Raw genomic sequence first — 25,393 nt, forward strand, 5'->3', positions numbered from 1 at the left:
TCGGGTGGCCGCTCGATACCTTGCTCGCCATGCGGGGGATGACACGTCCACCGATATATGGTAGTTAATATCACCATGAATGGCGGGGGTGGCAACCTGTTTGCGTTGAAAGGGCAGGCGGTCGGGATCGTCGGTCGCGTGGGCACTCACCAGGATCAGCTCGAGCGCTGGATGACGCGCTTTGCAGAGCGTGGAATCCGGAGCGTGGTGCAGCTCGGCAATTGGCAGATGGGGTGGGCGGAGTCGGCTGCGAAGCCTGCGTTTGTCGACCTCGATGAAACGCTTCGCCGCAACGGTCAGACGCTCTTCATGGTCGACGGCAGCCACGACGACCTACGCCTTCTTCATCTACCCCTGGATCGAGAAGGCACTGCGCCGTTGGCTGCAAGGATCCGGTACCTCGGCCGCGGATGCCGAGGCGTGTTCGATAGTGGGGCGCAATGGGCTGCGATGGGTGGAGGCGCAACGATCGGAGTTGCTCCAGACGGGCGATTCGACGTCCAGGTCACGGATCGCGCAAGACGGTCTCCCGATGAGGTCATCTCGCCAGCAGACGTGGCGGCGCTAGGTGACGCGCAAGTCTCGGTGCTGTTTGCGCACGATGCACCCTCGGGTGTGCCGGCGCTACGCGAATTCTTCAGGACGGCGCTCCATTCGAAGCTCTTCACCTTCGAGGAGCGCCTCTACGATCTGAAGGCTCGAGGGGCATTCACGAAAGCGTTCCATCTCGTGCGGCCCACCATTCATTTCGGTGCACACTTCCCGATGTACACAAATCAGGTCGTCGGCTTCGACGACGGCCAGGGTCTTGGGTACGCGTGCCGCATCGTGCTCCTCGACTCCGTCACCACCTCTCTCCCATGCGCTGCAATCCTCGACGTCGACACCTTGGGTGTCACGGTGCTGAACCACGAGGGCGAGGAGGTTCAGTCAGAGCCGCAGGTGCTCGACCTCACTACACAGACGGCCGGCCAATGGCAGGTCCATACGCGCGACTCCACCCACATCTTCGACCTTGACCGGAGGCGCTGGCTTCGAATTCCCGGGCCGCATGCACTCGACTGGCATCGTGCGACGCAGCCACTGAGATCTATCACCGCATGCAAGGTTGGTGAACGTGGGCACTGGACCATGCGGAGCGAAGAGTTCCTGATCGAGTACTACTGGTGTGATTCATCCGTGATCCGTTACATCGAGCCGTTCGACGGAGAGTGGCCCGGGATGGATGCGTAAAGCATCGCGGAGTTCATGTCGCGGCCGCGGGTGGCAAGCGCGGCCTGTCGTGCCGCAATCGCGACGGGCGTCGCGGTCGACGGCGTTCGCAAGCACGGCGCCGTCGTCAAATCAAGTTCGCAACTCGAGAAGACACGTGCCTACAATTCGAACATCAGTTCGAATCGACAGGGGGTCCCATGCTCACTGTCCTGGCGCCACTCACAATCGTCGACGCGCCTCGGCTCCTTGCCCGCGCGGCCCCGGTCGCTGTGCCGGCGGGGTTCCCGTCGCCAGCTCAGGACTATTACGGCGGCCCGGTCGATTTGAATGAGCACCTGATCAAGGATCCGGTCAGCACCTTCATCGTGCGCGTATCAGGCGACTCGATGATCGGCGCCGGGATCTACGACGGTGACGAGATCTTGGTCGACCGCGCGATCGACCCGAGGCCCGGGCATGTCGTGGTGGCGGTCGTGGACGCCGAATTCACGTTGAAGCGTCTGGACTCGCGCCGCGGTCGGCTCATGCTCTGTGCGGAGAATCCGGCCTACCCCGATATCGAGATTGCAGAGGGCTCGGAGGTCTCGATCTGGGGCGTGGTGACGGCGAACATCCATCACCAGCATGTCTAGTCGAGGACCGCGGCGCATCGCGCTCGTCGACGTCAATAGCTTCTACGTGAGTTGTGAGCGGGTCTTCGACCCACGTCTCGTCGGCCGACCCGGGGTTGTGCTCAGCAATAACGACGGATGTGTCGTCGCCCGCAGTGACGAAGCCAAACAGCTCGGGATCGAGATGGGTACCCCGTGGTTCCAGCTCGCCGCGCAGGCACCGCGCTGGGGGCTTTGGCATCGCTCGAGCAACTACGAGCTCTACGGCGACCTCAGCGCCCGCGTCATGAAGCTCCTAGCCCGGCACAGCGCGTGGCAGGAGGTGTACTCGATCGATGAGAGCTTCATCGGCCTCGCCGGCGACGTCGACGAGCTCACCGAAGTCGGCCGCCGCATCCGTGCCGAGGTGCGACAGCACGTAGGACTTCCGGTATGCGTCGGGATCGCATCGAGCAAGACGCTCGCGAAGGTGGCGAACAAGGGGGCGAAGAAGCACAAGCAGCTTGGGGGAGTGGTGCACTGGGACGTCTATCCCGATGAACAGAAGACGAGGATCCTCGACTCCCTCGAGGTTGACGAGCTCTGGGGTGTCGCCGGCCGCACGAAGAAGCGGCTCGCGGAACTCGACGTACACACCGCACGTGAACTCCGCGACGCTGACCCGAAGCTGATCCGCAAGAAGTTCTCCGTGGTGCTGCAGCGCACCGTGTACGAACTGCGCGGCACCTCATGTATCCCGTTCGAGTCAGCGCGGGCCGCGAAAGATCAGCTGATCTACTCGCGCATGTTCGGGCAACCCGTGAAGACCCGCGCGGAGATGCACCAAGCGCTCTCGATCTACGCCCAACAGGCAAGCCGCAGACTCCGCAAACAGGGCAGCGTCGCGAAGCAGCTGCAGGTGTTCGCCGCAACGAGCATGCATAGCTCGCGCACCTATGTCAGCCACTTCCGGTCGGTGCGTCTGCCGATGCCGGCCGACGACCCGATCACGCTGACCAAAGCGGCGATCGCCGCGCTCGAGCATGAACTCGTCGATGGCGCCTGGTACGTTCGCGCCGGCATCGTGCTCATCGACATCACCCCGAAGGCGAGTCACGCGATGCTCGAATCGTTCGTGCCAGCGTTCGAGCAGCGGAACCTTGGCCAGTTGCTCGACCAAGTCAACCGGAAGCAGGGCAAGGGAGCGATCGGCATCGGCATGGCTGGTCTCAATGGCGGCCCCGTTTGGAAGATGCGACGGGACCAGTTGTCTCCCCGCTACACCACGCACTGGAACGAACTCGCGATCGCCAAGGCCGTCTAGGCGTTGGTGCGGCGACGCAGCGGCCTAGAGTCGAAGTCGCTCAGCCGATCAGCGTTCGGAGAAGCTCGCGGACGCGAGTCTCGATCGAGTCGCGGACCGCGCGCACGCCGGAGAGCGGGAGGCCGGCTGGGTCGTCGAGGTCCCAGTCGAGGTATCGCTTCCCGGGGTAGATCGGGCACACGTCGCCGCATCCCATCGTGATGACGACGTCCGCAGCTCGGACGACCTCATCCGTGAGCGGCTTCGGGTACTCACCGGCCAGCGGCGCCCCGATTTCATCGAGGGCCGTCACAACCGTTCCGCGAACGCCGGTGGCCGGCGCCGATCCTGCGGTGCGCACGATGACGCGGTCGCCCGCGAGCTGGCGGAGAATGGCCGACGCCATCTGCGAACGACCCGAGTTGTGCACGCAGACGAAGAGCACCTCCGGCACCCCGTCGCTCGACGCCGAAGAGGCAGCAAGCGCATCCAGCCGGTCGGCGGCGAAGCGGGCGGTGAGCGACGTGAGGTGCTGACTGGTGCCTTCTCGCGCGACGAGCAGCTCTCGGCTCTCGCGAACGTACTGCTCGACGGTCTCGGGGTTGAAAGTGCCGGCGAAACGATCGCTGAGATCGCGGATGACCCGGGCGAGGCCGTCGTCATCCACGGTGGAGGCTTCATCCATGAGGAGGCCGGTGATCCAATCGCGGTGTGCGGGTGACACCGAGTACCAGACTCTCCGGCCGTCGGGTTGGCGCTCCAGGATCCCTTCGTCGAAGAGAGCGCGAACGTGGTGACTCACCGTCGGCTGCCTCAACCCCAACCGGTCAGCGAGGTCTCCGACGAGCCCCCGCTGATCTTCGCTGTCGAGGATCATCGAGAGGATGCGCGCACGGGTCGGATCTCCGACAAGACGGAGTTCGCTGGCACCCGCGGGCGTTGAATCCATAGACCACAGTCTATCGAGTCGGAAATCATTCAGGGTCGGCGTTGCGACAGCTCTGGGTGGGCTCGTCGACGCCGGATTGCGAGGAACATGAGCGGGGCGCCGACCAGGGTGGGAAGAACCCAGAGCACCCATTGGGGCAGAAGCTCCCAGACCGGTAGCTGGGGGCCGTTGTCGACAAGGAACGCGGTGAGCATCGCGATGTAGGACACGCTCATCGCGGCGATATGCCAAGCATCCGTCGCCCGCAGGCGTCGGTTCACTACACCGAGCGACGCGGATGCCATCGCGATCATTCCCAGCACGAGGAGGTGCACGTTGAGTGGCCAACGGATGGTCACCATGATGACCATGGTGATGAAGATCACCCCCAGTGCGGTGACGTAGGTCCACCCGAAACGACGATGGCGGCGCGTGCCCTTCTTCATCAGCATGACCGCTGCACCGGTGACGACGGCGGTGATACCCGCTGCGATGTGCAGGGCCACGGATACGAGGAACAATGGCCCGGCGTCAGGGATCTCGATGCCGAAGAAGTCGATCATGCTTGCCCGTTCGTGTGGTCAGTGAATCCGACGATTCTGACGGTCCCGTTGAACAGTTGAGCGTCCGCGAGGCGGCACTTCGCGTCGGCGGCTCCGGCGGCGGCCGCCAGACCCGCGCCACACGGTTCTCGCGATCCTGATCGCTGCTCGCCTGGGATCCATTGCCCCCCGGTTCCATCATCTTCGAACTCCAGGCGATCGGCGAGTACCTGGCGTGTGCGAGATCTTCGAAGCGGGAAGGGATCGAAGATGCTGCCGCCGAATGCGAGCCGCGCGCCAATGCTGAAGTTGGGACGGTGCCGCCTGGAGTCGGGCCCGAGAAGCGTCCCGCAGCCACGTGGGACGGGCGGGGTCGATTGCAGGTGCGACGGGTGTAGCTACTGTTCCTCGAGATCGTTCGCTCGAGCAGCTTCAACTACAGGCTTGTCGTCGGCGTTAGGTACTTCTGTTGTTGTTACTCCGAACCCGCGAGCATCACGGTCGAACACCTGCACAGCTGCCTGAAGGAGCGGCCATTGAATCTTCTCGATGAACCGCTCGCCCGAGAGCGATTCGTACAAATGCGCAAGGACGTCCTCGATCCAGACGTTATAGCGAAGTCGTTCACGTCGGAGTGACCATTGCCGCTTCACGGTTACCTGCACACATACATCTACTTGGAGGTCTAGCGTGTCCCAGCCTGGTTTGCCTACGTAGAGTCGAGAGAGCCCGAACGGTGCATCTCCACTGAAGCCTGGCACTTTGGCGGTAATTCGGGCATCGAGGTTCGGCCCCTCGATGAGAAGCTCCCCGCGCTCGGTCCTCCTGATGGTGCTGTTGTGTGGCAACGTGAGCTCGAACCGGTGGTAGTAACCGCCGGCCGCGTTGCTGGTCGATACGAGCGTCCAGCCCTTGTCGGAGTTGTCGCGCGAGGTGTCGAAACCCTCTCTGTCCGCGAGATCGCGGGAGAAGAGCTCTAGGAATCGATTCTTGAGGAGGATGTCCGGCAGGTCAGATCGACTGTAGGTGCGCAGTTTCTCCCGCGGCAGATCCGCCCGATTGAAATGATCGCCAAGTGTCATGCTGAGCCGGTCGATGACGATGTACTCGACAAGCTCATCAAGCAGACGTCGACCTAGATTCGGCTTCCCGATCATGCCCCTATCGAGGTCGGCCATTGGTGGCTCGGCATCCCACTGTCGTCGCAGGGCCGGATTTTCTGAGAAAGCCGCGGATAGATAACGCACGGCGTCCTCGGCGAGGTCATACTCCGGAACGTCGACCAGAGCATTTGCTTCCCGGTCGTAGAGGATGAACCCACTGATATCCATTGAGTGGACGACCGCCTTCAGTCGGCTGCGCGCCACGTACACAATCGGAACCAATCCGAACCCGATTCCGACGGCGAAACAAACCCACAGAGGGAGCCAAGTTGAGAGCGTGGTCGAAATGAGATTCACACCGAGGGCTACTGCCAAAGTCAGAAGCACTACTTCCGTCAACGACGCTCGAACCAGCGGAATGCCTGAAATCACCCTGTGGTGTGCCTCACTTGGCTGCCGCGACATCGCTTTCCCTTCGAAGTGGTAAGCCGATCCTAGGGCGGCCCGTACCGCGGAGCACATGACTTGAATCTGCGACATGACTCGGCACCCTCTCCGGCTGTCGTCTGCAAGTGTTCACCGCCGCTAGGGGGTGAAGTGAACGCGCGGCCTGGCTCGCTCCGAAGAGGGATGATCAGGCGTTCGTTCGCTCCGCCACTCGGCGCGGGGTCGCCAAGGCGCCCGTGGGCGCGGTGAACCGCGGGCGTAGCCAGAGCGCGACGTAGACGAGCGCCACGAGGGCGGGGACCTCGATGAGGGGGCCGACGATGCCGGCGAGGGCCTCCCCGCTGGTCGCTCCGAAGGTGCCGATGGCGACGGCGATAGCCAGTTCGAAGTTGTTGCCGGCGGCCGTGAATGCCAGCGTGGTCGTGCGTTCGTAGCTGAGTTTGACGAGCTTTCCGGTTGCGAAGCCGAGGGCGAACATCGCGGCGAAGTAGACGAGCAGCGGAAGGGCGATGCGGGCGACATCGAGCGGCTGGTCGATGACCTGTTGGCCTTGGAGCGCGAACAGCATGACGATCGTGAAGAGCAGCCCCGCGAGCGCGAGCGGGCTCACCTTCGGCAGGAACTGGTTCTCGTACCAATCGCGACCGCGACGGCGTTCGCCGATGAGCCGGGAGAGGAAGCCCGCGAGGAGCGGGATGCCGAGGAAGATCAGAACGCTGATCGTGATCGCGCCGATGGAGAATTCGGCGCTCGTGGTCGGCAGGCCGAGCCAACCCGGCAGCACCTGCAGGTAGAACCAGCCGAGCCCCGCGAATGCGATTACCTGGAACACCGAGTTCAACGCGACGAGGAAGGCGGCAGCTTCGCGGTCGCCGCAGGCGAGGTCATTCCAGATCAGGACCATGGCGATGCAGCGTGCGAGGCCGACGATGATGAGGCCGGTGCGGTACTCGGGCAGGTCAGGGAGCAGGATCCAGGCGAGCGCGAACATCAGCGCCGGCCCGATGAGCCAGTTGAGGACGAGCGACGACACGAGGAGCTTCCGGTCGCCTGCGACAGCTCGAGCGTCGGAGTAGCGCACCTTCGCGAGGACGGGATACATCATCACGAGCAGTCCGATCGCGATGGGAATGCTCACTGACCCGATCGAAGCGGCGTGGAGGAACTCTCCGAACGCCGGGGCGAAGACCGACAAGCCGATCCCGACCGCCATCGCCAGGAGAATCCAGACGGGCAAGAGACGGTCGGTTGCGCTGAGCCGTGCAGGCAGAGCGGGGTTACTCACGTTCACTCCTCGTGATCTATAGACAAGAGTCGATGTGAACCTTAGGAAGGATATTGATTCTCGTCAATATTGACAGTTATCAATATTCGTTGCATCATGGCTGCATGAGCTCGACGATCACACTCCCGGTGACGGACGTCACCGCGTGCTGCGCACCGCTTGACCGCGAGGTGCTGGCGGCTGACAACGCCGAGGCGCTCGCCCGGTCGATGAAGGCCCTCGCCGACCCGGCCCGGCTCCGGCTCGTGTCGATGGTCGCCGCCCACGAGGGCGGCGAAGCATGCGTCTGCGATCTCATCGAGCCGCTCGGGCTGTCTCAGCCCACGGTGTCCCACCACCTGAAGGTCCTCACCGAGGCCGGCTTCCTCACGCGGTCCAAGCGAGGCCAGTGGGCCTACTACCGACTCGTTCCCGGCGCGCTCGACTCCCTCAGCCGCCTGCTCGTCACCATCTGACCACCCACAACGGAAGAAGAACTGCGATGACCCTCGCCGAGCTGCCCACCCCGACCCTCACGAAGTTCGACCGACTCACCGGCCTGCCCGTCGCCGTGATCGGCGCGGGACCCGTCGGTCTCGCCGCTGCCGCGCAGCTGCTCGAACGCGGCATCGACGTCGTCGTCCTCGAAGCCGGCGAGTCCGCCGGTGCGGCCGTGACGTCCTGGGGTCACACGCGGCTCTTCTCCCCGTGGGAGTACCTGATCGACGAAGCGGCCGCCCGGCTCCTCGACACGACCGACTGGGAGTCGCCCGCCGCGAAGCGGCTGCCGTATGGGCGCGACCTCGTCGAGCAGTACCTCGAACCGCTCGCCGCGACCCCCGAGCTCGCACCGCGCATCCGCTACGGCGCCACGGTCACCGACGTGAGCCGCCAGGGCATGGACCGCACCCGCTCGAACGGTCGCGCGAGCGCACCGTTCGTGATCCGCGTGCGGGACGAGTCGGGCAACTCCGAGCAGGTCCTCGCACGTGCGGTGATCGACGCATCCGGCACCTACTCGAGCGCCAACGGCCTCCTCGCGAGCGGCCTGCAGCCCGCCGCCGCCGAAACTGTCCGGGAGCACATCACGCACGCGCTCCCCGACGTGCTCGGCGCGGACCGCGACCGGTTCGCCGGCAAGGCCACACTCGTCGTCGGCGCCGGGCACTCCGCCGCGAACACGCTCATCAAGCTCGCGCAGCTCGCTGACGAAGTCCCCGGAACCACGGTCACCTGGGCGATCCGGAACGTGAGCCCGGTCCGGGTCTACGGGTCCGAGAACGACGAGCTCGAAGCGCGCGGCAAGCTCGGCAGCACCGTCCACGACCTCGTGCGCGCCGGAAAGGTCGCGCTGGTCGACCGATTCGAGATCGACGACGTGGAAGCGACCGACGACGGGCGTGTCCGCGCCGTGGGTCGTCGCCGCCACGAAGCGGCCGCCGTCGAGGCGGACACCGTCGTGAACGCGACCGGCTTCCGCCCGAACCTCGACATGCTCCGCGAGCTCCGCCTGCAGCTCGATGAGGTCGTCGAGGCGCCCGCGAAGCTCGCGCCCCTGATCGACCCCAACCTGCACAGCTGCGGCACTGTCTACCCGCACGGCGTCGACGAGCTCGCGCACCCCGAGCCCAACTTCTTCGTCGCCGGGATGAAGAGCTACGGGCGCGCACCGACCTTCCTCCTCCTCACCGGATACGAGCAGGTCCGCTCCATCGCCGACGAACTCGCCGGCAACACCGCCGCAGCTCGACAGGTGCAGCTCGTCCTCCCCGAGACCGGTGTGTGCTCGACGACCGCCCCGAACCCCGACGGCACGGTCGCCGACTCCGACAGCTGCGCCACCGACTCGGCCTGCGGAACCACGCCTGCGGCCGCCGCGACCACCAGCAGCTGCTGCGGATGAGCCACCACCTGCGATTCCGGCCAATGGAGCGCGACGACTGGGAGTCGGTCGAAGCGATCTACCGCGCCGGAATCGCGACCGGGCACGCCACGTTCGAGGTCGAGCCACCGACCGACGACGCGTTCTTCGCTTCGAAACCTGCGGCACTCAGATGGGTGGCCGTCGACGCCGATGACGTGATCTGCGCGTGGGCGGCCGCCGGCCCTGTGTCGTCGCGTCCCGTGTACTCCGGTGTCGCCGAGCATTCCATCTACGTTGACCCGGCTGTTGGCGGCCGCGGTGTCGGGCGAGCGCTGCTCGAGCACTTCATCGAGCGGTCCGAGGAAGCCGGCATCTGGATGCTGCAATCGTCGATCTTTCCCGAGAACCTCCCCAGTCTTGCCCTGCATGACAGGCACGGCTTCCGGCGAGTCGGCGTTCGCGAACGCATTGCTCTCATGGGCTTCGGCCCGAATGCTGGAGTGTGGCGGGATACCGTCCTGCTTGAACGCCGAAGCGAAGTGGTCGGCCCATAGCGAGAGCGCATGTCGGGGAAGCTCTGTTGACTTCACAAACCATAGATCACCATCTATGATTGAGGTAAAATGAAGGAGTTCACCATGACGACGAAGCCCACCGTTCTCTTCGTCTGCGTGCACAACGCCGGCCGCTCGCAGATGGCCGCCGGCTACATGCAGGCCCTGTCGGGCGGCCGTGTGGAAGTGCTCTCCGCAGGCTCCGAACCGAAGGACCAGATCAACCCCATTGCCATCCAGGCGATGGCCGAAGAGGGCATCGACATCGCGAACAACGTTCCGAAGGTCCTCACCACCGAGGCGGTCCGCGACTCCGACGTCGTCATCACCATGGGCTGCGGCGACGCCTGCCCCATCTTCCCGGGCAAGCGCTACGAGGACTGGAAGCTCGACGACCCCGCCGGTCAGGGAATCGACGCCGTGCGCCCGATCCGCGACGAGATCCGCGGCCGCATCGAGCAGCTGCTGTCCGAGATCCTGCCCGAGCCTGTCGACGCGTGAATCATGCCTGACACTGAGCGGCGGGCGCTGCCAGGGCTGGCGTACCCGGAGGAATACCTTCACCGACTCGCCGGCGACCTGGCGCTCCGGTTCGCGGGGGTGTTCACCCCCGAGACCGTCGAGCGCTACGTGCTCGAGTCGTACACGGGCCTACTTCGCACAGCGAAGGTGAAGGCGCACCTCGCTCAAGCGACGATTCGGTTCACCACGGACCGTCTGACCGCGCTCGCGCAAGCGAAAGGCGCAGTCGCGCACGACCTCCCCGAGGTGCTGTTCGTCTGCGAACAGAACGCCGGTCGCTCGCAGATGGCCGCCGCGCTGACTGCAGCGATGAGCGGAGGCAGAGTGCATGTGCGCTCGGCCGGATCCATGCCCGCCGCGCAACTCAACCCTGCGGTGATCGCGGCGCTCGCCGAGCTCGACATCGACCTGACGCACGAGTTCCCGAAACCCCTCACCGACGACGTCGTCCAAGCCGCGGACGTCGTCATCACCATGGGCTGCGGTGACGCCTGCCCCGTCTACCCGGGCAAGCGATACGTCGACTGGGCGCTCGACGACCCGGCCAACCTGCCCATCGAGCGGGTCCGGCTCATTCGCGACGACATCACCAATCACGTCCACCAGCTCCTCGCCGAGCTCGGAATCGAAAGCAGAGTCCCTTGATCATCGAGAACGTCATCGTCATCGGCGCCGGCCCCGCTGGCTACACCGCCGCGACCTACCTCGCCAGAGCCGGGCTCGAGCCCATCGTTCTGGCCAGCTCCGTCGAGGCCGGCGGAGCGCTCATGAAGACGACGGAAGTCGAGAACTTCCCGGGCTTCACCGACGGCATCATGGGGCCCGACCTCATGGAAGCGATGCGCACACAGGCTGAGCGGTTCGGAGCTCGGATCGTGTACGACGATGCGGTGGACGTCGACCTCACGGGTCCGGTCAAGACGGTCCGCACCATCAACGGAGTCGACTACGCAGCGAATGCGGTCGTCCTCGCGATGGGGTCCGCGTACCGGAAGCTCGGGGTGCCCGGGGAAGAGGAGCTGAGCGGCCACGGCGTCTCCTGGTGCGCCACCTGCGACGGGTTCTTCTTCCGCAACCAGGACATCGCCGTCGTCGGAGGCGGCGACTCAGCTGTCGAGGAAGCGCTCTTCCTCACCCGCTTCGCCGACTCGGTCACCCTTGTCCACCGGCGAGACGAACTGCGCGCGTCGAAGATCATGCAGGAGCGCGCCCTCCAACACCCGAAGATCAACGTCGCCTGGAACTCCGAGGTGATCTCGGCACACGGCAACGACAAACTGACGGGACTCACCCTCCGCGACACGATCACCGGCGACGAAAGCGCGCAGACGGTGACCGGGCTCTTCGTAGCGATCGGGCACGATCCGCGCAGCGAACTGGTGCAGGGCCAGGTCGATGTCGACGACGACGGGTACGTGCTTGTCGCATCACCGACCACCCAGACGAACCTCCCCGGCGTCTTCGCATGCGGTGACCTCGTCGACCGTCGATACCGCCAAGCGATCACGGCCGCCGGCAGCGGCTGCGCCGCAGCCCTCGACGCGCAGCACTACCTTGCCGGGCTGGTAGCGGAAAGTACCGAGCAGGATGAGGCTGAAGCGGCCTGACTTAGGGGCAAAGCGGCGCTACCCAGAACGATGCAACCTCCTCAAGGGTCGCATCAGCCTTCTCGTTGGCGCGCGTGTTGTCGTCGCTGCGAGACGGTGTCGCTCTCGGACTTATACTTTCGCGATGCATAACACGATTTAGTCCTCAGGATTAATCTATTGTGTCTCGAACCGCTTCGGAGTCATCGAGAAGGCTCTGGTGCCGTGTCGCATCGGAACGCTCCAATCACGTCTCGGCAGCCGATCTTGGCTGACCCCTCATGTTCCGAACAGCCGCCCGAAGAGACTCCGGTCCGGCGCCTTCGCAAGTCCCTTGTTCGCGAGTTGCTGCTGGGCGCTCTTCGTGAGATACGTGCCGGAACGGGAGATCCAAGGGTCGAGTTCCTTCCGCAGCACGGCCTTCTGCTTCAAGGTCAGCTTGTCGGCCACCGCGAGGAGGAGGCGCGCTGCGATTTGCACGTCCGATTTCACATCCCGCTTGCTCAGTCGGAGCACTGCTTCCACGGCCGACTCGGTGAGCTTGTCCGTGTGCGGAAGGGTGAGCAGTAGCCCGCACGCCTTACCTCGCGCTTCGGTGGTTGCTCCTGTCGACATCGTGTCCACGATCTCCGAGTACAGCTCATCCGGCATCCCGCCTGCAGCGACAGCGGTGAGGATTGCGTCACTGACTCTCGCCTTACGTAGAGCACGCCACGCCTGTTCCCGGTCAAGCTCGGTCGAACGCATCGAGAAGGAGCGCCACGCGGATGAGGAGACAGCGGTCAAAGAGGTCAGCTTTTTCACTTCGTCAAACCCAGGAGCTGTCGCGATCCATTCGTTCACGACGGTCCGGTCTGATTCGGCTTCACCGATCTGCTCGTGGGTGAGCCGGGCAACGTCCTCGCCCGCAGCGAGCGCCACCTCTTGCGCGGCAAGGAGGACCCGCAGATGGGGAACGGTCGGCTCGGAATCCTCGGCGAGCGTTTCGGCGACGCCATTGGCGACGCCCGGCGATTCCTGACGAACGGCGGCGACGACGGTGTCGAGTTCGTCATCGTCGTCAGCGGCAAGCGTTGCCAGACCGTAGAGACGGATCCTCTGGGTCTCGGCCGGGTCCAGGGGCGCGATCGCGTCGAGCAGGCCGTGCGCGGTGGTGAACCGCTGTTCGTCCCACGCGTCCCAGTCCTGCTCGATCGCGTCGCTGAGGGCCGCCACGAGAGTTGAAGCGTCGACCTTTCGGCCCCGGACGAGCTTCACCACCTGTCGCACGTTTGACACGGCGTTGTTTTGGGTCAGTGCCTCAGCGCCCGGTGCCACGCCACGACGGAGCAGCGTACCGGCCGCCTTCATCACGAGGGCGAGATCCGTATCGTGCTCAAGGTCCAGCAAGTGCACCCACCGTCCGGCGGCGTGCCGAGGCTGATCCGTGCAGGCCGTGAGCAGTGCGACGTTCACTTCGTCGCTGAGGCCGCGGTCGATATCGGACTGGATTAGTCGGTCATGAACCGTGAGCGCCCAACCGTTGACCGTGCCGATGGCCCGGAGTGCGCCGAGGAGCCATGGGCGGGTCGCTCCTTCGAGCGGGAAGTCCGCCCAGTGAGCGGTGATTAGGTGCATGGAGGCTTCGGCCTCCTCGACCGCCTCGGCAAATGCAATCTCGTTGGCCTCGGTTTCTTCTTCGGCCGCTTGCTTGCCTGCAACAGTCGCCGAAGCGGGTGTGACCGGTTCCGGCTCCGTGTGCTTGAAACGGTCGACGAACGCGCGGGTGAACGCCTCATCGGGCCGTGCGGTGGTCTGACGCGCATCCCGCTCGATGAACGCTGCGAGAAGGTTGGCGTCTGCCGGAGTCGATGAGAACAGGTAGCTGCCGATGACGCTGGCCGCGCTTGCCCAATCCTCCTCCTGTATCGACTGGACGAGCGTGCGGCACACGACCGGCACCGAATGCTCGTCCGCGTCGAGGACGCTATCGAGGAAGTCATCCACTTCAGCGCGATCGAACGATACCGTCAACGCTGCGGCGAACCCAGACAGGCTCTCGGTGCTCAGCCGGCTGATGATGGATACGTCGGCCCTGCATCGCGCCCAGACTGCCCGCATTTGGTCGGCCGACGATGGGGTCAGCGAAGGCAGCGTGTGAGCAACCGTGCCAGCCAGTTCGATGAGGGCGCGTGCTCCTTCAGCGGATTCCACCTCCACCTCCTCGAGCAGGTAGGTGAGGCTCTGCCTGCGGTCGGTTTCCGATGCCGAGGCAAGCCCTGACGCAGTTTCACTGATCGGCGCGTCAGCTGCGGCAAGGAGCAGGTTGTAGACCGAGGAGTCCTCGAAGCTGACGAGCATGCCGTCCGCGTGCATCAACAGCAGGTCCGCGCGCGGCAACGTGCAGCCCATGTCGTTGAGCTTCTGCAGATAGCGATGCAGGTTCGCCTTGAGCTGGTTACCCGCATCGGAACTGGAGCGACCCGTGAGTGCGATCGCGTCGAGATCACGGGTCTCGTCCGACGGCTCGCGGTCCTTCTTGGGTTTCGACGCGGTCCGATAGGACCGGTAGAGACTCTTCAGAGGTTCGCGGGCAGGTTCGCTGTTCGATGCGATGAACCTGAGGAGTTCCGGTTCGCGCTCCATGTCGGAGACCAAGTTCGGGAACTCGGTCTGTAGCACGGTCAACACGGCGATCTCGTCCGCCCGGTTGAGCCAGTCGAAGCCGAGCCCTTGGAAGATTCGGACGTTGACTGCGAAGTCGTTCAGCAGCACCTTCGTCCGACGTGGGCTGGTCAGATGGATCGGCGTGAGGATCGAGATCGCGCGCTCGAGCGCCCGGTCAGCGTGCCGGTCGAGCTCGGCCCACAGCCCGCCACGGCCCTTCACGAGGGATAGCGCGTAACGGCGGAATGTGTGGATCCGCTGTGGCGGGAGCGAGATCTGGAACTGGAAGATCTTGTCCAGGTACTCGCCGCTCGTCTGGTAATACGGGCCGGAGGCCCGTTCCGGCACCTCGTGCCGCATATGTTTCGCGATCGTCGCCGAGACTGCTTCTCGGTCGAACGCGACCACGAACACGCATCGATCGTGACCTAGGAAAGTGCGGAGTCCCTCGAGTGTCTTCATCACATCTTCGGCGGAACAACGATCGAGTTCGTCGATGAAGATGATGTACCTTTGGTCGTTCTTTCCGAGCAGCTCATCGAAAAGCTGGCTGAATTGCGTCACGTGGCCCGGTGCGGCCTCTTCGACTGTCACCTTGGTGAGCTCGAGCAGCGCTGTGATCACGATGAAGATGAGCGAACTGCTCGCGGCGAAACCTGCCCACGCGCCGATGTTCTTCGCGAGGGCTGGCCAGAAGTCCACCGAGTCGGTATCGATGATGTTCAGGATGACCGTGAAAAGGAACGGGATCACGAGGAAAAGAAGGATGAGGATCCCGGCCGACCAGGCCAGCGTCTTCCTCGGCGTCCAGTCGGTGGTGAACTGACGGAACGGGAGATTGACCGCCCGAGTTGTCTGGAACAACCGGTTCGCGATAGCCGGATCTGCGCCTTTGATCTGGGTAGCGATTTCGGAAAGGAAGTTCGTGTGGAACGCCGAGCCGGCATTTCGCCAGGCGTCAAACACGAGCGGAACTGCGGTCGCGTCGACAGTTGCGAGCTCCTCGCGAAGCAATCCGTAGAAGCTGCTCTTCCCGGAACCCCAGGGGCCGAACAAGGCGATGTTCAGTTTTCCGTGCACCGTCGTTGCCAACTGCGCGACCCTGAGTGCGAATGATCGATGGTTCAGTAGATCAAGATCTTCGGTGATGCGGCCATCCGCGATGCGGTCGAGCGGTTCATCGGGGACCAGATCATCGGCGGTCAGTGGTGGTGCGCTGGTCATTTAGCTCCGGCCGGCGTGTGTCATCTGCAGTCGGGGCAACGATGTACGGCCGCCGGACCGTGAGACGTAATGCATGAAACGTCACATCAGCGTGTCGCCCAGCGGTAAAACGGTACTCGTCGAGCGAGCTACAACCGCCACCACAAGGCTGTCGGCTATCAGCCCACTAACGCGGCCAGCAAACACCCCCAGTTCGGGGGGGGTAAGGCGCGTTCCACGCGCTCAAGTATGTGTCGTCCAACCCCAGGCCTCACAGCAAGGAGATTGCGGCGGCGAGCAGTTTATCCATGGTGCGCTCTCTGAAGGTCCCGGCGTCAGTACAACAGAGGCGCTCCAGCCAAGTGCATTAACGGAACGCGGCCCGCTGACGGTAGTTGGGTTCGCTCAACATGGTGCGCAATGAAGGCAACGGATTGCTGGCGCCACTTAGCGAGGAGATCTTTGGGATGCCTTCGCTCTAAACTTGGGATGCGATTTGAAAGCGTGCCCAAACGGGGCTGAAGTACCGCGCCTTCTAACAGCCCCACTGAGGCGTGATCTGAATTCTTATGGATCGCAGCCTGAAATCTCAGCGGCAACAGAAAAGCCCCCGCGGTTCGCGGGGGCTTTCGTTGTCTCCGGCTTCGTACTGTAGCGTCTTGTACTTTTCTCGGGCGTAGATTCATTGCCGTCCTCGACATGCTTCGGCTGCGAGCTAGTCTTCGTCGCTGAGCGTGTTCACCGCGCCTTGCACACCGCGACAGCGCACCCTCTACCGGACGTCGCGCCGACTCTCTCGGAACCGGTCAGATTCGGGTCTGTATTGCCTGTCTCCGGCTAGTGACGCCGAGCTTTCGGTAGATCGATCGTTGGTGGGTCTTGATGGTATTGACAGAGAGGTGGAGCGCCTCAGCGATTTCGGCCGCGGTCATGCTAGTCCGGAGGAGGCTGAGGACTTCCCGCTCCTTTTGTGTCAGGTTTGCCGCAGTCGGCGAGTCGGTGTCGTGATCCGCGAGAAGTTGCCCGATCCAGGCTTCATGCCGCGATCCCCACTTGGCGTGCAGCTCGAGCGCGGACCTCACCGTGGGGTCATGGTCCGTGAATGGGAGGGCGATGCTCTCGGGTTCGGCAAGGTCGAGCGCGTGCTCAAGTTCTATATGCGCGGTCCGGTCGCGATTGGTCTTGAACGCCGCCATCGATCGGGCGAGCGCGGCGGACACAGCGACGTAGCTCGGGAGGTCGGACCGGCTTGAGAGAACACGAAGCGCTTGCTCTGACTCGGTCGTGAGACCGATCCAGCGGTAAAGGATCGCGGTCTTCACCAGCACGGTCGGAGTGGTGATATCGGGTGGGATGCTCCGCGCAAGCGATTCCGCGATGTCTTGGCGTCCGCCGGCGTAGGCAAGGAATGCTCGCGCAAGCCGAACGTAGATCTGCCAGGGTAGGCCATTGCGTGTTGCTTGTGCGTCGAGTTGCATGATGTTCGATGCGGCGTCCGCGATATGGTTCGCGTTGCGGGTCTCTGCCGCGGCAAGGGCGTCGAACACGGTCGCGAGAGCGCCGTACGGAAGCGAGCCGTCTCCATGGGCGCGCGCGGCTTGGAGCTTGATGCGAGCGGTTTCGAGATCATGACGCCAATAGGCGATAAACCCGCGGCAAAAGTCCTCGAGACCCCCGTCGTACGTGTCCCACTCATCGGACGCGATACCGCCCAAGAGGTCGAGCGTGTCCAAGGCCGCGGAGAAGTTTCCGTCGTAGGCGAGTGCGAAGCTGAGGTTGGCTGCAGCATGCCGAGCAATTCGGGTGAGTCCTTGCGCGGTGGCCTCGCGATGTGCTGATCTCAGCAACCGTGCTGCGCCACCGACTTCGCGGCGCAGGCGGAGTTCGGTCCAGCCGAGGATGAACAACAGCCCTACCGAAGTACTTGGCGGGAGAGGTTGGGTCCGCAACCGATGCTGGAGGGCGTCGCAGGCATCGGCCAACGTGCCCGCAGGGTTCGCTGTCAACAGTGTCGCAACGTCACTGACGAGGCCGACCTCGGTGGCACGGTCAGTGCCAATCCGCTCAGCACGATCTCGCAGTATGCCTGCTTTGAGTTCGTCGCCGACGATCGCCGCACAGCATGCGCGGAGTGTGATCACGAACGCGTCAGCGGCGAGTTCTGGCGGGAGTCGTTGGCAAATGGCGTCCAAGGTGGACGCCTGCCCCTCGAGGACCAGGGGCAACCATTGGTTGCGGATCAAATCAAGTGCGAGTTGCGCGTCCATTGCGCGGTTGGCATGGTCGATGGCCTCGTGAGGGCGGGACATGGCCAAGTGCCGGGCCGCAATTGCGTTCAGCTCTCGGTATCTGGCGGGGTCCCGCTGGAGCAAACGTCTCTGGCAGTGCTCCGCGAAGAGATCGTGCCACCGGAATCTGGTCCCCAGGCCGTCACGCAGGACGTCGATGAGTAGGCCTGCACGGACGCACGCTTCGGCCCTGTGGCTCGAATCCTCGTTTCCAGTCAACGCAGAGGCGAGATCCCTATCGAACGTTGCCGTTATCGACGTCGCGTCGACAAATTCGCGAAGATCTGGGGGGAGCTGGTCTAGAGTTCGGTCGAATAGTGAAGCGAGTTGGAATTGAGCGGAAGGGTCAAACCCCGGTTGATGAAGCGCCAGGACGCTCCCGGCCACCCATCCTCCTGTGAGGGTGAGTATCTCGGCTGAGGGAATCTTCCTCGGCATCGTGCTGATAGCTAGATCGAGTTCGTCGAGATCGAAGTCAAGTTCAGACCTATCGATCAATGACGACTCGGTTGAGAGATCCATTTTCATCGCTGTACGAGAGATCAAGATGAAACGGGTCTTCTCGCAGCCGTTGATGACTTCCTCGACGCCAGCCAACGCGTCGGAGGATTCGATTCGATGCAAGTCGTCTATCACGACAGTCGTTGGATCTGTGTAGGCCTCGAGAAGAGCCGTGACCTCGCGGATCGATTCCGGGGGGCGGATCCGTCGCCGAGCACCGGAAGACGCGTTGGGCCGGGGTGCGCTCGCCATCAACCGCACGAAGTCGAGCGGGTTGGTGTCGAATCTGCTGGCGGTCAACCAGATCACGGGATGCGGATGGCTACGGGCCCATTGAGCGCACGCGGTGGTCTTTCCAGAGCCGGCTGGTGCTACGACGAATACGACTTGGGTGCGGGAAAGAGCCGCGGCGAGCTGGCTGACGACGCGTGCTCGAGGGATGACATTCGGTCGTTCGGCCGGCTGAGTGGTGTGTTCCCAATCAGAGGGTCCCCCTCCGGGGACGGGGGTGAGCATGTGCGTAGATTAGTCCCGATCCGGGCGAAAAGGAGTGGGCAGTTCCAGAAAGGAACTGCCCACTCAGGAAGGTGCGGTCCTACTCCGCGGTCTTCCGGCGTAGGGCGACGAGGAACGCGATCAGACCTGCGGCGATGGCTACAAGAGCTGAAGCGATCGCAGCGACGAGATCCATACCGGTGTTTGCGAGCCCGGTAGCTTCAGTCGGAATAGCGCTGTTTCCTTCAGTCTCTTCGTCCGGCTCAGGCGTCTCGGAGGGCGTGGGGGTTGGTGCCGCCACATTCACGGTGAATGTCGTGGTGGCCGACGCCGGGCCGGTCAGCCCGGCCTCGTTCGTTGCGGTGGCGGACACAGAGTGAGCTCCCGCAGACAGTTCCGTCGCGATGTCGAAGCTCCAGCTCTCGCCAGCGTCAGTTGTCGTCGTGCCAACGATTTCGCCGTCGAGCGTGATGGTGATGGTCGTGTACATTTCCGCAGTCCCGGAGATTGTGGGAGTTCGTTCAGTCGTCTCCGAACCGTTCGCCGGACTCGTCAGGACGGGCGCAATGGGTGCCGGTACTGCAACCGTGAAGGTCGCAGTACGTGCAAGGCTGATGTTCCCGGCGGCATCGCGCACGCGCACGGAAACGAGATGTGCACCGTTGGGCAGCCCTGTCGCAGGCGTGAATGCCCAGCTGCCAAGACTGTCGACGACTGCACGACCAGCCGCGACACCATCAATCGTGACGTCGACGAATTCGTGTGCATCTGCGGTTCCAGCGATCAGGGGACGAGAGCTTGCGACCGTGGCGCCCGCTGCGGGGCTCGTGATTGTCGGTCGGCCTGGCGCGACCGTGTCGGTTGTGAACGTGACAGTCGCGGAAGGAACGCTGGTTTCCGCCCCCGCGTTCGTTGCAGTGGCACTGACCGAGTGTTCCCCGTCCTCAAGAGAGAGCGCGCCATCGACGTTGAACAGCCAGTTCCCAGTTTCGTCGGAGGTGGTTGTTCCGACGACGGCCGTGTCGATGGTCACGGTTATCGTCGAGTCAGCTTCCGCGGTACCACCGATCGTCGGTGTGGAACTGTTCAAGCTCGAATCCTCGGCCGGGGTCGAGATCAGGGGAGCGGGAGGAGCGGCGAGGGCGGCGGGCGCCGGGTCCACACCGTCCACTCTTACCTCAAGGGGGTTGCCCGACGTCGGAGAATCATCGACGACCGCTTGGGCAGGTTGTACGGCTGCACCCGCGAACACGAGCGACAGCGCAATGGCGCTGCCGAAGATGGCGCCTCTATGCTTGGCTCGATTTCTAGAAATACTCATGGTGTTCCTCTGAACAGCCAGGTGATCCTTGAGGCAACGATCGGAAGCGCGTTTGACAGCACGTTTCCAAGGTGCGCAAGAACGGTCGGGAGACCTCGCCTGGCAGTGGCTATTGGGTAATTTGGGCGGCGCCATGTTGGTGGCGATCATTCTGAGTTCATGACGACCCCAACACAGAACTGACGTCCTCTCGTTATTAGACTTGCCGATCCATTCGTCGGTCAAGGCTGACCGGTATCTGCAGTGAATAGATCACCCTTTCCGGGTGAGGTCGGGTGAGCGCCGCGTTCAGTGAGATTCAGGGCGCAGAGCATTCGCTCTCTCGAGGGTGTCGGCTGGGCGGATACAGATGACGCCACAGGGTCTCAGCCGCGTCATCTTGGACAAGGCTGCGATTCGTATCTCTCGACCGTAGACCTCGCCGGAATCACCCGAATGGGATGAGTTTTGGGCCCACGGACTGGTCATCACTTGATTCGAACATCGATGTCGTATCTCCTAGGTGGGCGCCAGTCTTGGCGTTCGGGAAATGAGGCGGTTCGGGTAAGCCCGCCTCAGCCGGCCTGGCACTCGGGGCAATCGACGGGTGCCGGCCGGCGCCCGTCACCATTGATGAGCAGTCTGGCTAGGTGTTCCAGCGCTGAGTCGTCAGAGAAGTGTCTATCCGGGCTGCACCACTTGGCCGCACGCCAATGGATGTTCGCTTGAGCGTCAGCCGCCGCCGAAAACTCGTCCAATGGGTGCTCGGTCAAGTGATTATTGTGCGCAACGAAGGCAGCGGATGTTGGAAGCAGTTGGTGAGGGGGCCGTTGGGATGCCTTCGCTCCCAACTGGGATTCGATCGGAAGGCGTGCCCAAACACGGTCATCGCCGTCATCGCCCGTCGCGCTGGTCCGCGCCGTCGCACAGCCGCCATACCGCCCGCCTCCACCTGAGCTTCGAACCCGCGCCCAGAGCGGCTCGCCGCCGCCCTCTCCGCCCGCCGGGGACGTTCCCGCCCGCCGTGCGCGGGCTGCTCCGCGGCCGGCAGCACGCGCACCGGTTCGTCATCCCCGTTCGATCCTAGGAGTTGCCCGACGCGCGGCCGTCCGATCGGAGCGGTTCCACCGCGCTGCTCGCGTCGCCGGGGAGGAAGGAGTTCGCCCGCGGTTCAGTCCTCGGGGCCGCCGGCGCCCTCCGCGCCCCGTTCGGCCGGAGCGGCCGTGAGCCGCTGCGAGATCTCGGCCGAGATCGACTCGATGTGGAAGCGCGCGGCGGCCTCGGCGCGCTCGGCGTCGTGCGCGCGGATCGCGTCGAGGATCTCCTGGTGCTCGCGCATCGAGTTGGCCCGTCGCCGCTCGGACTGCATGCGGGCGTCGCGTACCGGGGCGATGTCGTGGGCGAGGCGCTCGCTCATCGCGGCGAGCAGCGGGTTGTAGCTCGACCGCGAGATCGCCTGATGGAACGCCTTGTCGAGCTCGCCGTAGCGCTCGGTCGAGATGTCGGCGGTCATCTCGGCGAGGAGCTCCTCGAGCTGCACGATGTCGCGGGGCGTCGCGCGGGCCGCCGCGAGCGCGGCGGTCGGCGGTTCGACCACGAAGCGGAACTCCATGATCTGCGCGATCTCGGGCTCGAGCTTGGTGAGGCGGTTGGCGAGCTGCACCGACTCGGACGCGGCGGTATGCCCGCGGGAGAGGATCGTGGTGCCGCGGCCCGGCTTGCGGTCGATGAGCCCCCGGATCTCGAGCTCGCGCAGCGCCTGACGGAGCGAGACGCGCGACGTCGAGAAGATCTCGGCGAGCTCTCGTTCGGAGGGCAGCCGGTCGCCCTCCTGCAACTGGCCGTCGAGCATGAGCCGTTCGATGTCGATCGAGATCCGGTCGGGCAGCGAGATCGACCCCGCGGGACGGACTTGGCTCCAGTCGACCATGCGATTCCTCCCTCACCGCCATTCGGGCGGGCTTTCCGTTGCGAGCGTAGCCGGATGGCCGTTGACGCGTCATCGATCATCCCCTAGATTACTCAACTAATCGACTGTTGGACTAACCAATTGCCCGACGTCCCGATACGCAAGGAAGCGAATGGACCGCATGCCCCGAGACCTCATCGGCCCCGACGAGTACGCCGCCCGCGTCACCGCGCTGCGCGCACTGCTGCGAGAGGGCGGACACGACGCAGCACTGGTCTGGGCGCGGGGCGGGGGATCGGTCGACCGGTACGCCGACCTGCGCTACCTCACCGGCTACTACCCGGTGTTCCCCACGATTCGCGACCTCGAGGGGGTCTGGAGCGATCGCGGGCTCGCCGCCGCGCTCGTCACCGCCGACGAGGTCGTGCTCTTCGCCGACGAGGTCGGCGTCGACGAGGCCGCGTCGGGGGTCACCACGTGGATCGGCCGGCACGGCTCGGGGGACCGCACCCTCGTCGGCGACGTCGTGGCTGCGCTCGGCGAGCGGATCGGCGTCCGCTCGCTCCTGCTCGTCGCGACCGACGCCATGTCGGGCAAGCAGGCGCGCGCGCTCGCGGCCGAACCGGCGTTCAGCGCACTCGCCGTCGCCGATGACAACGGGATCGTCGAAGGACTGCGCCTGCGCAAGTCCGCCGCCGAGATCGCCCTGCTCCGCGAAGCCGCGTCCATCGCCGAGGAGGCGCTCGAGGCGGGCTTCGCCGCGATCCGGCCGGGCGCCCGCGAGGCCGACGTCGTGGCCGCCATGGCCGAGGTCGTCAGCCGGCGCGAGGCGGTGCTCGCCAACGCCTTCGTCTACACGTTCCAGTCGACCGGCGGCAGCGAGGACAACCGGCTTCCGATCCACAGCGGTCGCGTCTTCGCCGAGGGCGACCTGTTCACCGTCGACCTCAGCGGCACCTACGCCGGGTACTTCTTCGACCTCGCCCGCAGCGTCGTGGTCGGCGGTGCGCCGACGGCCGACCAGACGGCCTCGTACGAGCTCGCCCGTGCCACGGTCGACGCCGTCGTCGACGCATTCCGGCCCGGGGCCGTGCTCGGCGACGCGGCGCGAGCCGGGTCCGACCTTCTTCGCGCCGCCGGCGTCGACCCCGAGCGGGCCGAGTTCACCGCCCGGGGGCACGGCCTCGGCCTCGGCTTCGAGGCGCCGTGGATCAGGGACAACTCGACCCTCGTGCTCGAGGCGGGGATGGTCGTCTCCGTCGAGCAGTTCTGCTTCGTCGGCGACACCGGGGCCACCTTCGAGCGCAACCTCGTGATCACCGAGGACGGGGCCGAGGACCTCGTCGCCGTCCGCGACTTCTGGTCGTCCTGACCGCCCTCGATTCGAGCGCACCCCAGCATCCCCCGAGCACCTCCCCAACCCCACCCAGCGATGAGAGGAACCACCCCCATGAAACGCTCGCGCGCAGCCAGGCTGGCGGTCGCCGGCCTGGTCGTCCCCACCCTGTTCCTCGTCGGCTGCACGGGCGCACCGCGACCCGACGCCGACGCCGCCTCGGCCGAGCTGCCCCGCGGGCTCGCCTCGACCCCGCCCGGCACCGGTGAGGTCGACTCCGTCACCTGGAACATCCAGACCGGCGAGCCCGCCTCGCTCGACTGGATCTACGCGTACGACGACTCGAGCAACCTCACGCTCGCCAACATGTGCGAGGGGCTCGTGCGGCAGAACGAGGACCTGAGCCTCAGCCCTGCGCTCGCCGAGCAGATCGACCACCCCGACGAGCTGACCACGGTCTTCACCCTGCGCGACGGCGTCACCTTCTGGGACGGCACCCCGCTCACCGCCGCCGACGTGGTGTTCAGCCTCGAGCGTCACCGCGACGCCGATGCCGGCTCGTACTGGGGCGTTCCGTTCTACGACAGCGTCGACTCGATCACCGCCACGGCGGAGAACGAGGTGACGGTGCGCTTCTCGCAGCCCGACTCCCTCTTCGAGCGCATGCTCGGCACCGCCGCGGGGATCATCGGCAGCAAGGCGTTCGTGGAATCGCAGGGTGCCGCCTACGGCACCGCCCAGGGCGGGGTCATGTGCACCGGGCCCTTCGCCTTCGGCGAGTGGCGCTCGGGGTCGAGCATCACCATGACGAAGAACGAGCAGTACTGGGACCCCGAGCTCGTGCCGCTGGTGCAGGAGCTCACCCTGACCTTCGTCGCCGACGAGAACACGATCACCAACAGCCTCGTCTCCGGCGACATCGACGGCGCCTACGCGACGCCGCTCTCGGCGACCGAGACGCTCGCGTCCTCCGAGAACGGCACCCTCTCGCTCGGCACCTCGACCGACTGGATGGCGATCCGCCCGACCGAGAAGGAGGGTCCGATGCAGGAGCTCGCCGTGCGACAGGCGCTCAGCCTGCTGCTCGACCGGGAGGCCATCGCGAAGACCGTCTTCCGCGGAACGGCCACGCCGTCGCTGACGCCGATCCAGCCCGGAGCCTGGGGCTACGCCGCCGACACCTGGCAGGCCGCCTACGACGAGATCCCGGCACCCGTGTTCGACGTCGCCGCGGCGAAGCAGCTCGTCGACGACAACGGACTCGCCGGCACGAGCATCTCGATCGCGATCCCCGCCGACAGCGAGGCCGAGGCGAAGACCGCCGAGATCCTGACGTCGGCCGCCAAGCAGGCCGGGCTCGAGATCGACATCACCACGATGCCGCAGACCTCGTTCACCGAGCTCTACTTCGACGCGGCGGCACGCGCCGACTACGACGCCTTCCTCGTGCAGGAGTACGGCGCCGGCGTCTCGGACCCGATCGTCTCGATGAGCGAGTTCACCCCGCTCAGCGCCTACAACTACGGCGCCTACGACGACCCGGTCCTGACCGACAGCGTCCGGCAGGGCTTCGCCACGACCGACGACGAGGCCCGTGCGGCGACGCTCATCGAGGGCCAGGCCCGCATGGTCGACGACCTCCCGCTGATCACCGTCGTGAACCCCGAGCACCGCGTGTACATGAACGACCGCATCACGGGGGCCACCGCGTCCCGCGCCGCGCTCTACTACCCGTGGGCCGCGAAGATCGGCACCCCCTAGGGAAGGACCATCCGGTGGGGCGGGCGCGAGCCCGCC

At 64.9% G+C, this 25,393-nt stretch carries 19 protein-coding genes; 11 read left to right on the forward strand and 8 right to left on the reverse strand.

Annotation, left to right across the window (positions count from 1 at the left end; translation table 11 throughout):
* The first annotated feature begins 75 nt into the window (after positions 1 to 75).
* From ACFVTH_RS09095 to ACFVTH_RS09105, 3 genes are all read left to right on the forward strand, one after another.
* A complete protein-coding gene (locus ACFVTH_RS09095) occupies positions 76 to 1,233 on the forward strand; it encodes a hypothetical protein (protein ID WP_387089489.1) in 1,158 nt (385 codons plus the stop codon).
* Positions 1,234 to 1,412: 179 nt separating this feature from the next.
* Positions 1,413 to 1,847: a LexA family protein gene (locus ACFVTH_RS09100; protein ID WP_387089492.1), complete on the forward strand. Its 435-nt coding sequence runs from the start codon at positions 1,413 to 1,415 to the stop codon at positions 1,845 to 1,847.
* Positions 1,840 to 3,129, forward strand: coding sequence for a Y-family DNA polymerase (locus ACFVTH_RS09105; RefSeq protein ID WP_387089495.1), 1,290 nt, complete (start codon positions 1,840 to 1,842; stop codon positions 3,127 to 3,129). Before ACFVTH_RS09100 ends, ACFVTH_RS09105 begins: the two co-directional genes overlap by 8 nt.
* A gap of 40 nt (positions 3,130 to 3,169) precedes the next feature.
* On the opposite strand, the gene ACFVTH_RS09110 is transcribed toward ACFVTH_RS09105, so the two are convergent.
* The 4 genes from ACFVTH_RS09110 to arsB form a co-directional block, all read right to left on the reverse strand.
* A complete protein-coding gene (locus tag ACFVTH_RS09110) occupies positions 3,170 to 4,057 on the reverse strand; it encodes a metalloregulator ArsR/SmtB family transcription factor (RefSeq protein ID WP_387089497.1) in 888 nt (295 codons plus the stop codon).
* 29 nt (positions 4,058 to 4,086) lie between these two features.
* Complete coding sequence (locus ACFVTH_RS09115) at positions 4,087 to 4,599, reverse strand: hypothetical protein (protein WP_387089500.1); 513 nt, start codon at positions 4,597 to 4,599, stop codon at positions 4,087 to 4,089.
* 377 nt (positions 4,600 to 4,976) lie between these two features.
* Positions 4,977 to 6,221, reverse strand: coding sequence for a hypothetical protein (locus tag ACFVTH_RS09120; protein ID WP_387089503.1), 1,245 nt, complete (start codon positions 6,219 to 6,221; stop codon positions 4,977 to 4,979).
* Between the two features lie 94 nt (positions 6,222 to 6,315).
* Positions 6,316 to 7,398 carry an ACR3 family arsenite efflux transporter gene (gene arsB, locus ACFVTH_RS09125; RefSeq protein ID WP_387091816.1) on the reverse strand — a complete coding sequence of 361 codons (1,083 nt, stop codon included), beginning with the start codon at positions 7,396 to 7,398 and terminating at the stop codon, positions 6,316 to 6,318.
* A 119-nt stretch (positions 7,399 to 7,517) separates the two neighbouring features.
* On the opposite strand from arsB, the gene ACFVTH_RS09130 reads away from it, so the two are divergent.
* The 6 genes from ACFVTH_RS09130 to trxB all read left to right on the forward strand — a co-directional run bounded on the left by ACFVTH_RS09130 (position 7,518) and on the right by trxB (position 11,939).
* Positions 7,518 to 7,868, forward strand: coding sequence for a metalloregulator ArsR/SmtB family transcription factor (locus ACFVTH_RS09130; RefSeq protein ID WP_387037192.1), 351 nt, complete (start codon positions 7,518 to 7,520; stop codon positions 7,866 to 7,868).
* 26 nt (positions 7,869 to 7,894) lie between these two features.
* The gene (locus ACFVTH_RS09135; protein ID WP_387089506.1) at positions 7,895 to 9,295 is read left to right on the forward strand and encodes an FAD-dependent oxidoreductase; all 1,401 of its coding nucleotides are present in this window, start codon (positions 7,895 to 7,897) and stop codon (positions 9,293 to 9,295) included.
* Positions 9,292 to 9,810 (forward strand): GNAT family N-acetyltransferase, encoded by a 519-nt coding sequence (locus ACFVTH_RS09140; protein ID WP_387089509.1) that lies wholly within the window; start codon positions 9,292 to 9,294, stop codon positions 9,808 to 9,810. Before ACFVTH_RS09135 ends, ACFVTH_RS09140 begins: the two co-directional genes overlap by 4 nt.
* A gap of 84 nt (positions 9,811 to 9,894) precedes the next feature.
* On the forward strand, positions 9,895 to 10,311 hold the full coding sequence (locus tag ACFVTH_RS09145; protein ID WP_387089511.1) for an arsenate reductase ArsC: 417 nt from the start codon (positions 9,895 to 9,897) through the stop codon (positions 10,309 to 10,311).
* A 3-nt stretch (positions 10,312 to 10,314) separates the two neighbouring features.
* The gene (locus ACFVTH_RS09150) at positions 10,315 to 10,977 is read left to right on the forward strand and encodes an arsenate reductase ArsC (protein WP_387089514.1); all 663 of its coding nucleotides are present in this window, start codon (positions 10,315 to 10,317) and stop codon (positions 10,975 to 10,977) included.
* On the forward strand, positions 10,974 to 11,939 hold the full coding sequence (gene trxB / locus ACFVTH_RS09155; protein ID WP_387089517.1) for a thioredoxin-disulfide reductase: 966 nt from the start codon (positions 10,974 to 10,976) through the stop codon (positions 11,937 to 11,939). The genes ACFVTH_RS09150 and trxB overlap by 4 nt, the downstream gene beginning before the upstream one ends.
* 258 nt (positions 11,940 to 12,197) lie before the next feature.
* On the opposite strand, the gene ACFVTH_RS09160 is transcribed toward trxB, so the two are convergent.
* The 4 genes from ACFVTH_RS09160 to ACFVTH_RS09175 form a co-directional block, all read right to left on the reverse strand.
* Positions 12,198 to 15,788, reverse strand: coding sequence for a P-loop NTPase fold protein (locus tag ACFVTH_RS09160; RefSeq protein ID WP_387089520.1), 3,591 nt, complete (start codon positions 15,786 to 15,788; stop codon positions 12,198 to 12,200).
* A gap of 785 nt (positions 15,789 to 16,573) precedes the next feature.
* Positions 16,574 to 19,072, reverse strand: a complete 2,499-nt coding sequence (locus ACFVTH_RS09165) for a LuxR C-terminal-related transcriptional regulator (RefSeq protein ID WP_387089523.1) — start codon at positions 19,070 to 19,072, stop codon at positions 16,574 to 16,576.
* A 79-nt stretch (positions 19,073 to 19,151) separates the two neighbouring features.
* On the reverse strand, positions 19,152 to 20,597 hold the full coding sequence (locus ACFVTH_RS09170) for an Ig-like domain-containing protein (RefSeq protein ID WP_387089526.1): 1,446 nt from the start codon (positions 20,595 to 20,597) through the stop codon (positions 19,152 to 19,154).
* A gap of 925 nt (positions 20,598 to 21,522) precedes the next feature.
* Positions 21,523 to 22,281 (reverse strand): FadR/GntR family transcriptional regulator, encoded by a 759-nt coding sequence (locus ACFVTH_RS09175; RefSeq protein ID WP_387089529.1) that lies wholly within the window; start codon positions 22,279 to 22,281, stop codon positions 21,523 to 21,525.
* Between the two features lie 151 nt (positions 22,282 to 22,432).
* Between ACFVTH_RS09175 and ACFVTH_RS09180 the strand changes: the two genes are divergently transcribed.
* Complete coding sequence (locus ACFVTH_RS09180; protein WP_387089532.1) at positions 22,433 to 23,632, forward strand: M24 family metallopeptidase; 1,200 nt, start codon at positions 22,433 to 22,435, stop codon at positions 23,630 to 23,632.
* A gap of 78 nt (positions 23,633 to 23,710) precedes the next feature.
* Positions 23,711 to 25,357: an ABC transporter substrate-binding protein gene (locus ACFVTH_RS09185; protein ID WP_387089535.1), complete on the forward strand. Its 1,647-nt coding sequence runs from the start codon at positions 23,711 to 23,713 to the stop codon at positions 25,355 to 25,357.
* Positions 25,358 to 25,393: the final 36 nt, after the last annotated feature.

This window comes from Agromyces sp. NPDC058104 (genome assembly GCF_042884835.1).
In the GTDB taxonomy this organism is placed as follows: Bacteria; Actinomycetota; Actinomycetes; order Actinomycetales; family Microbacteriaceae; genus Agromyces.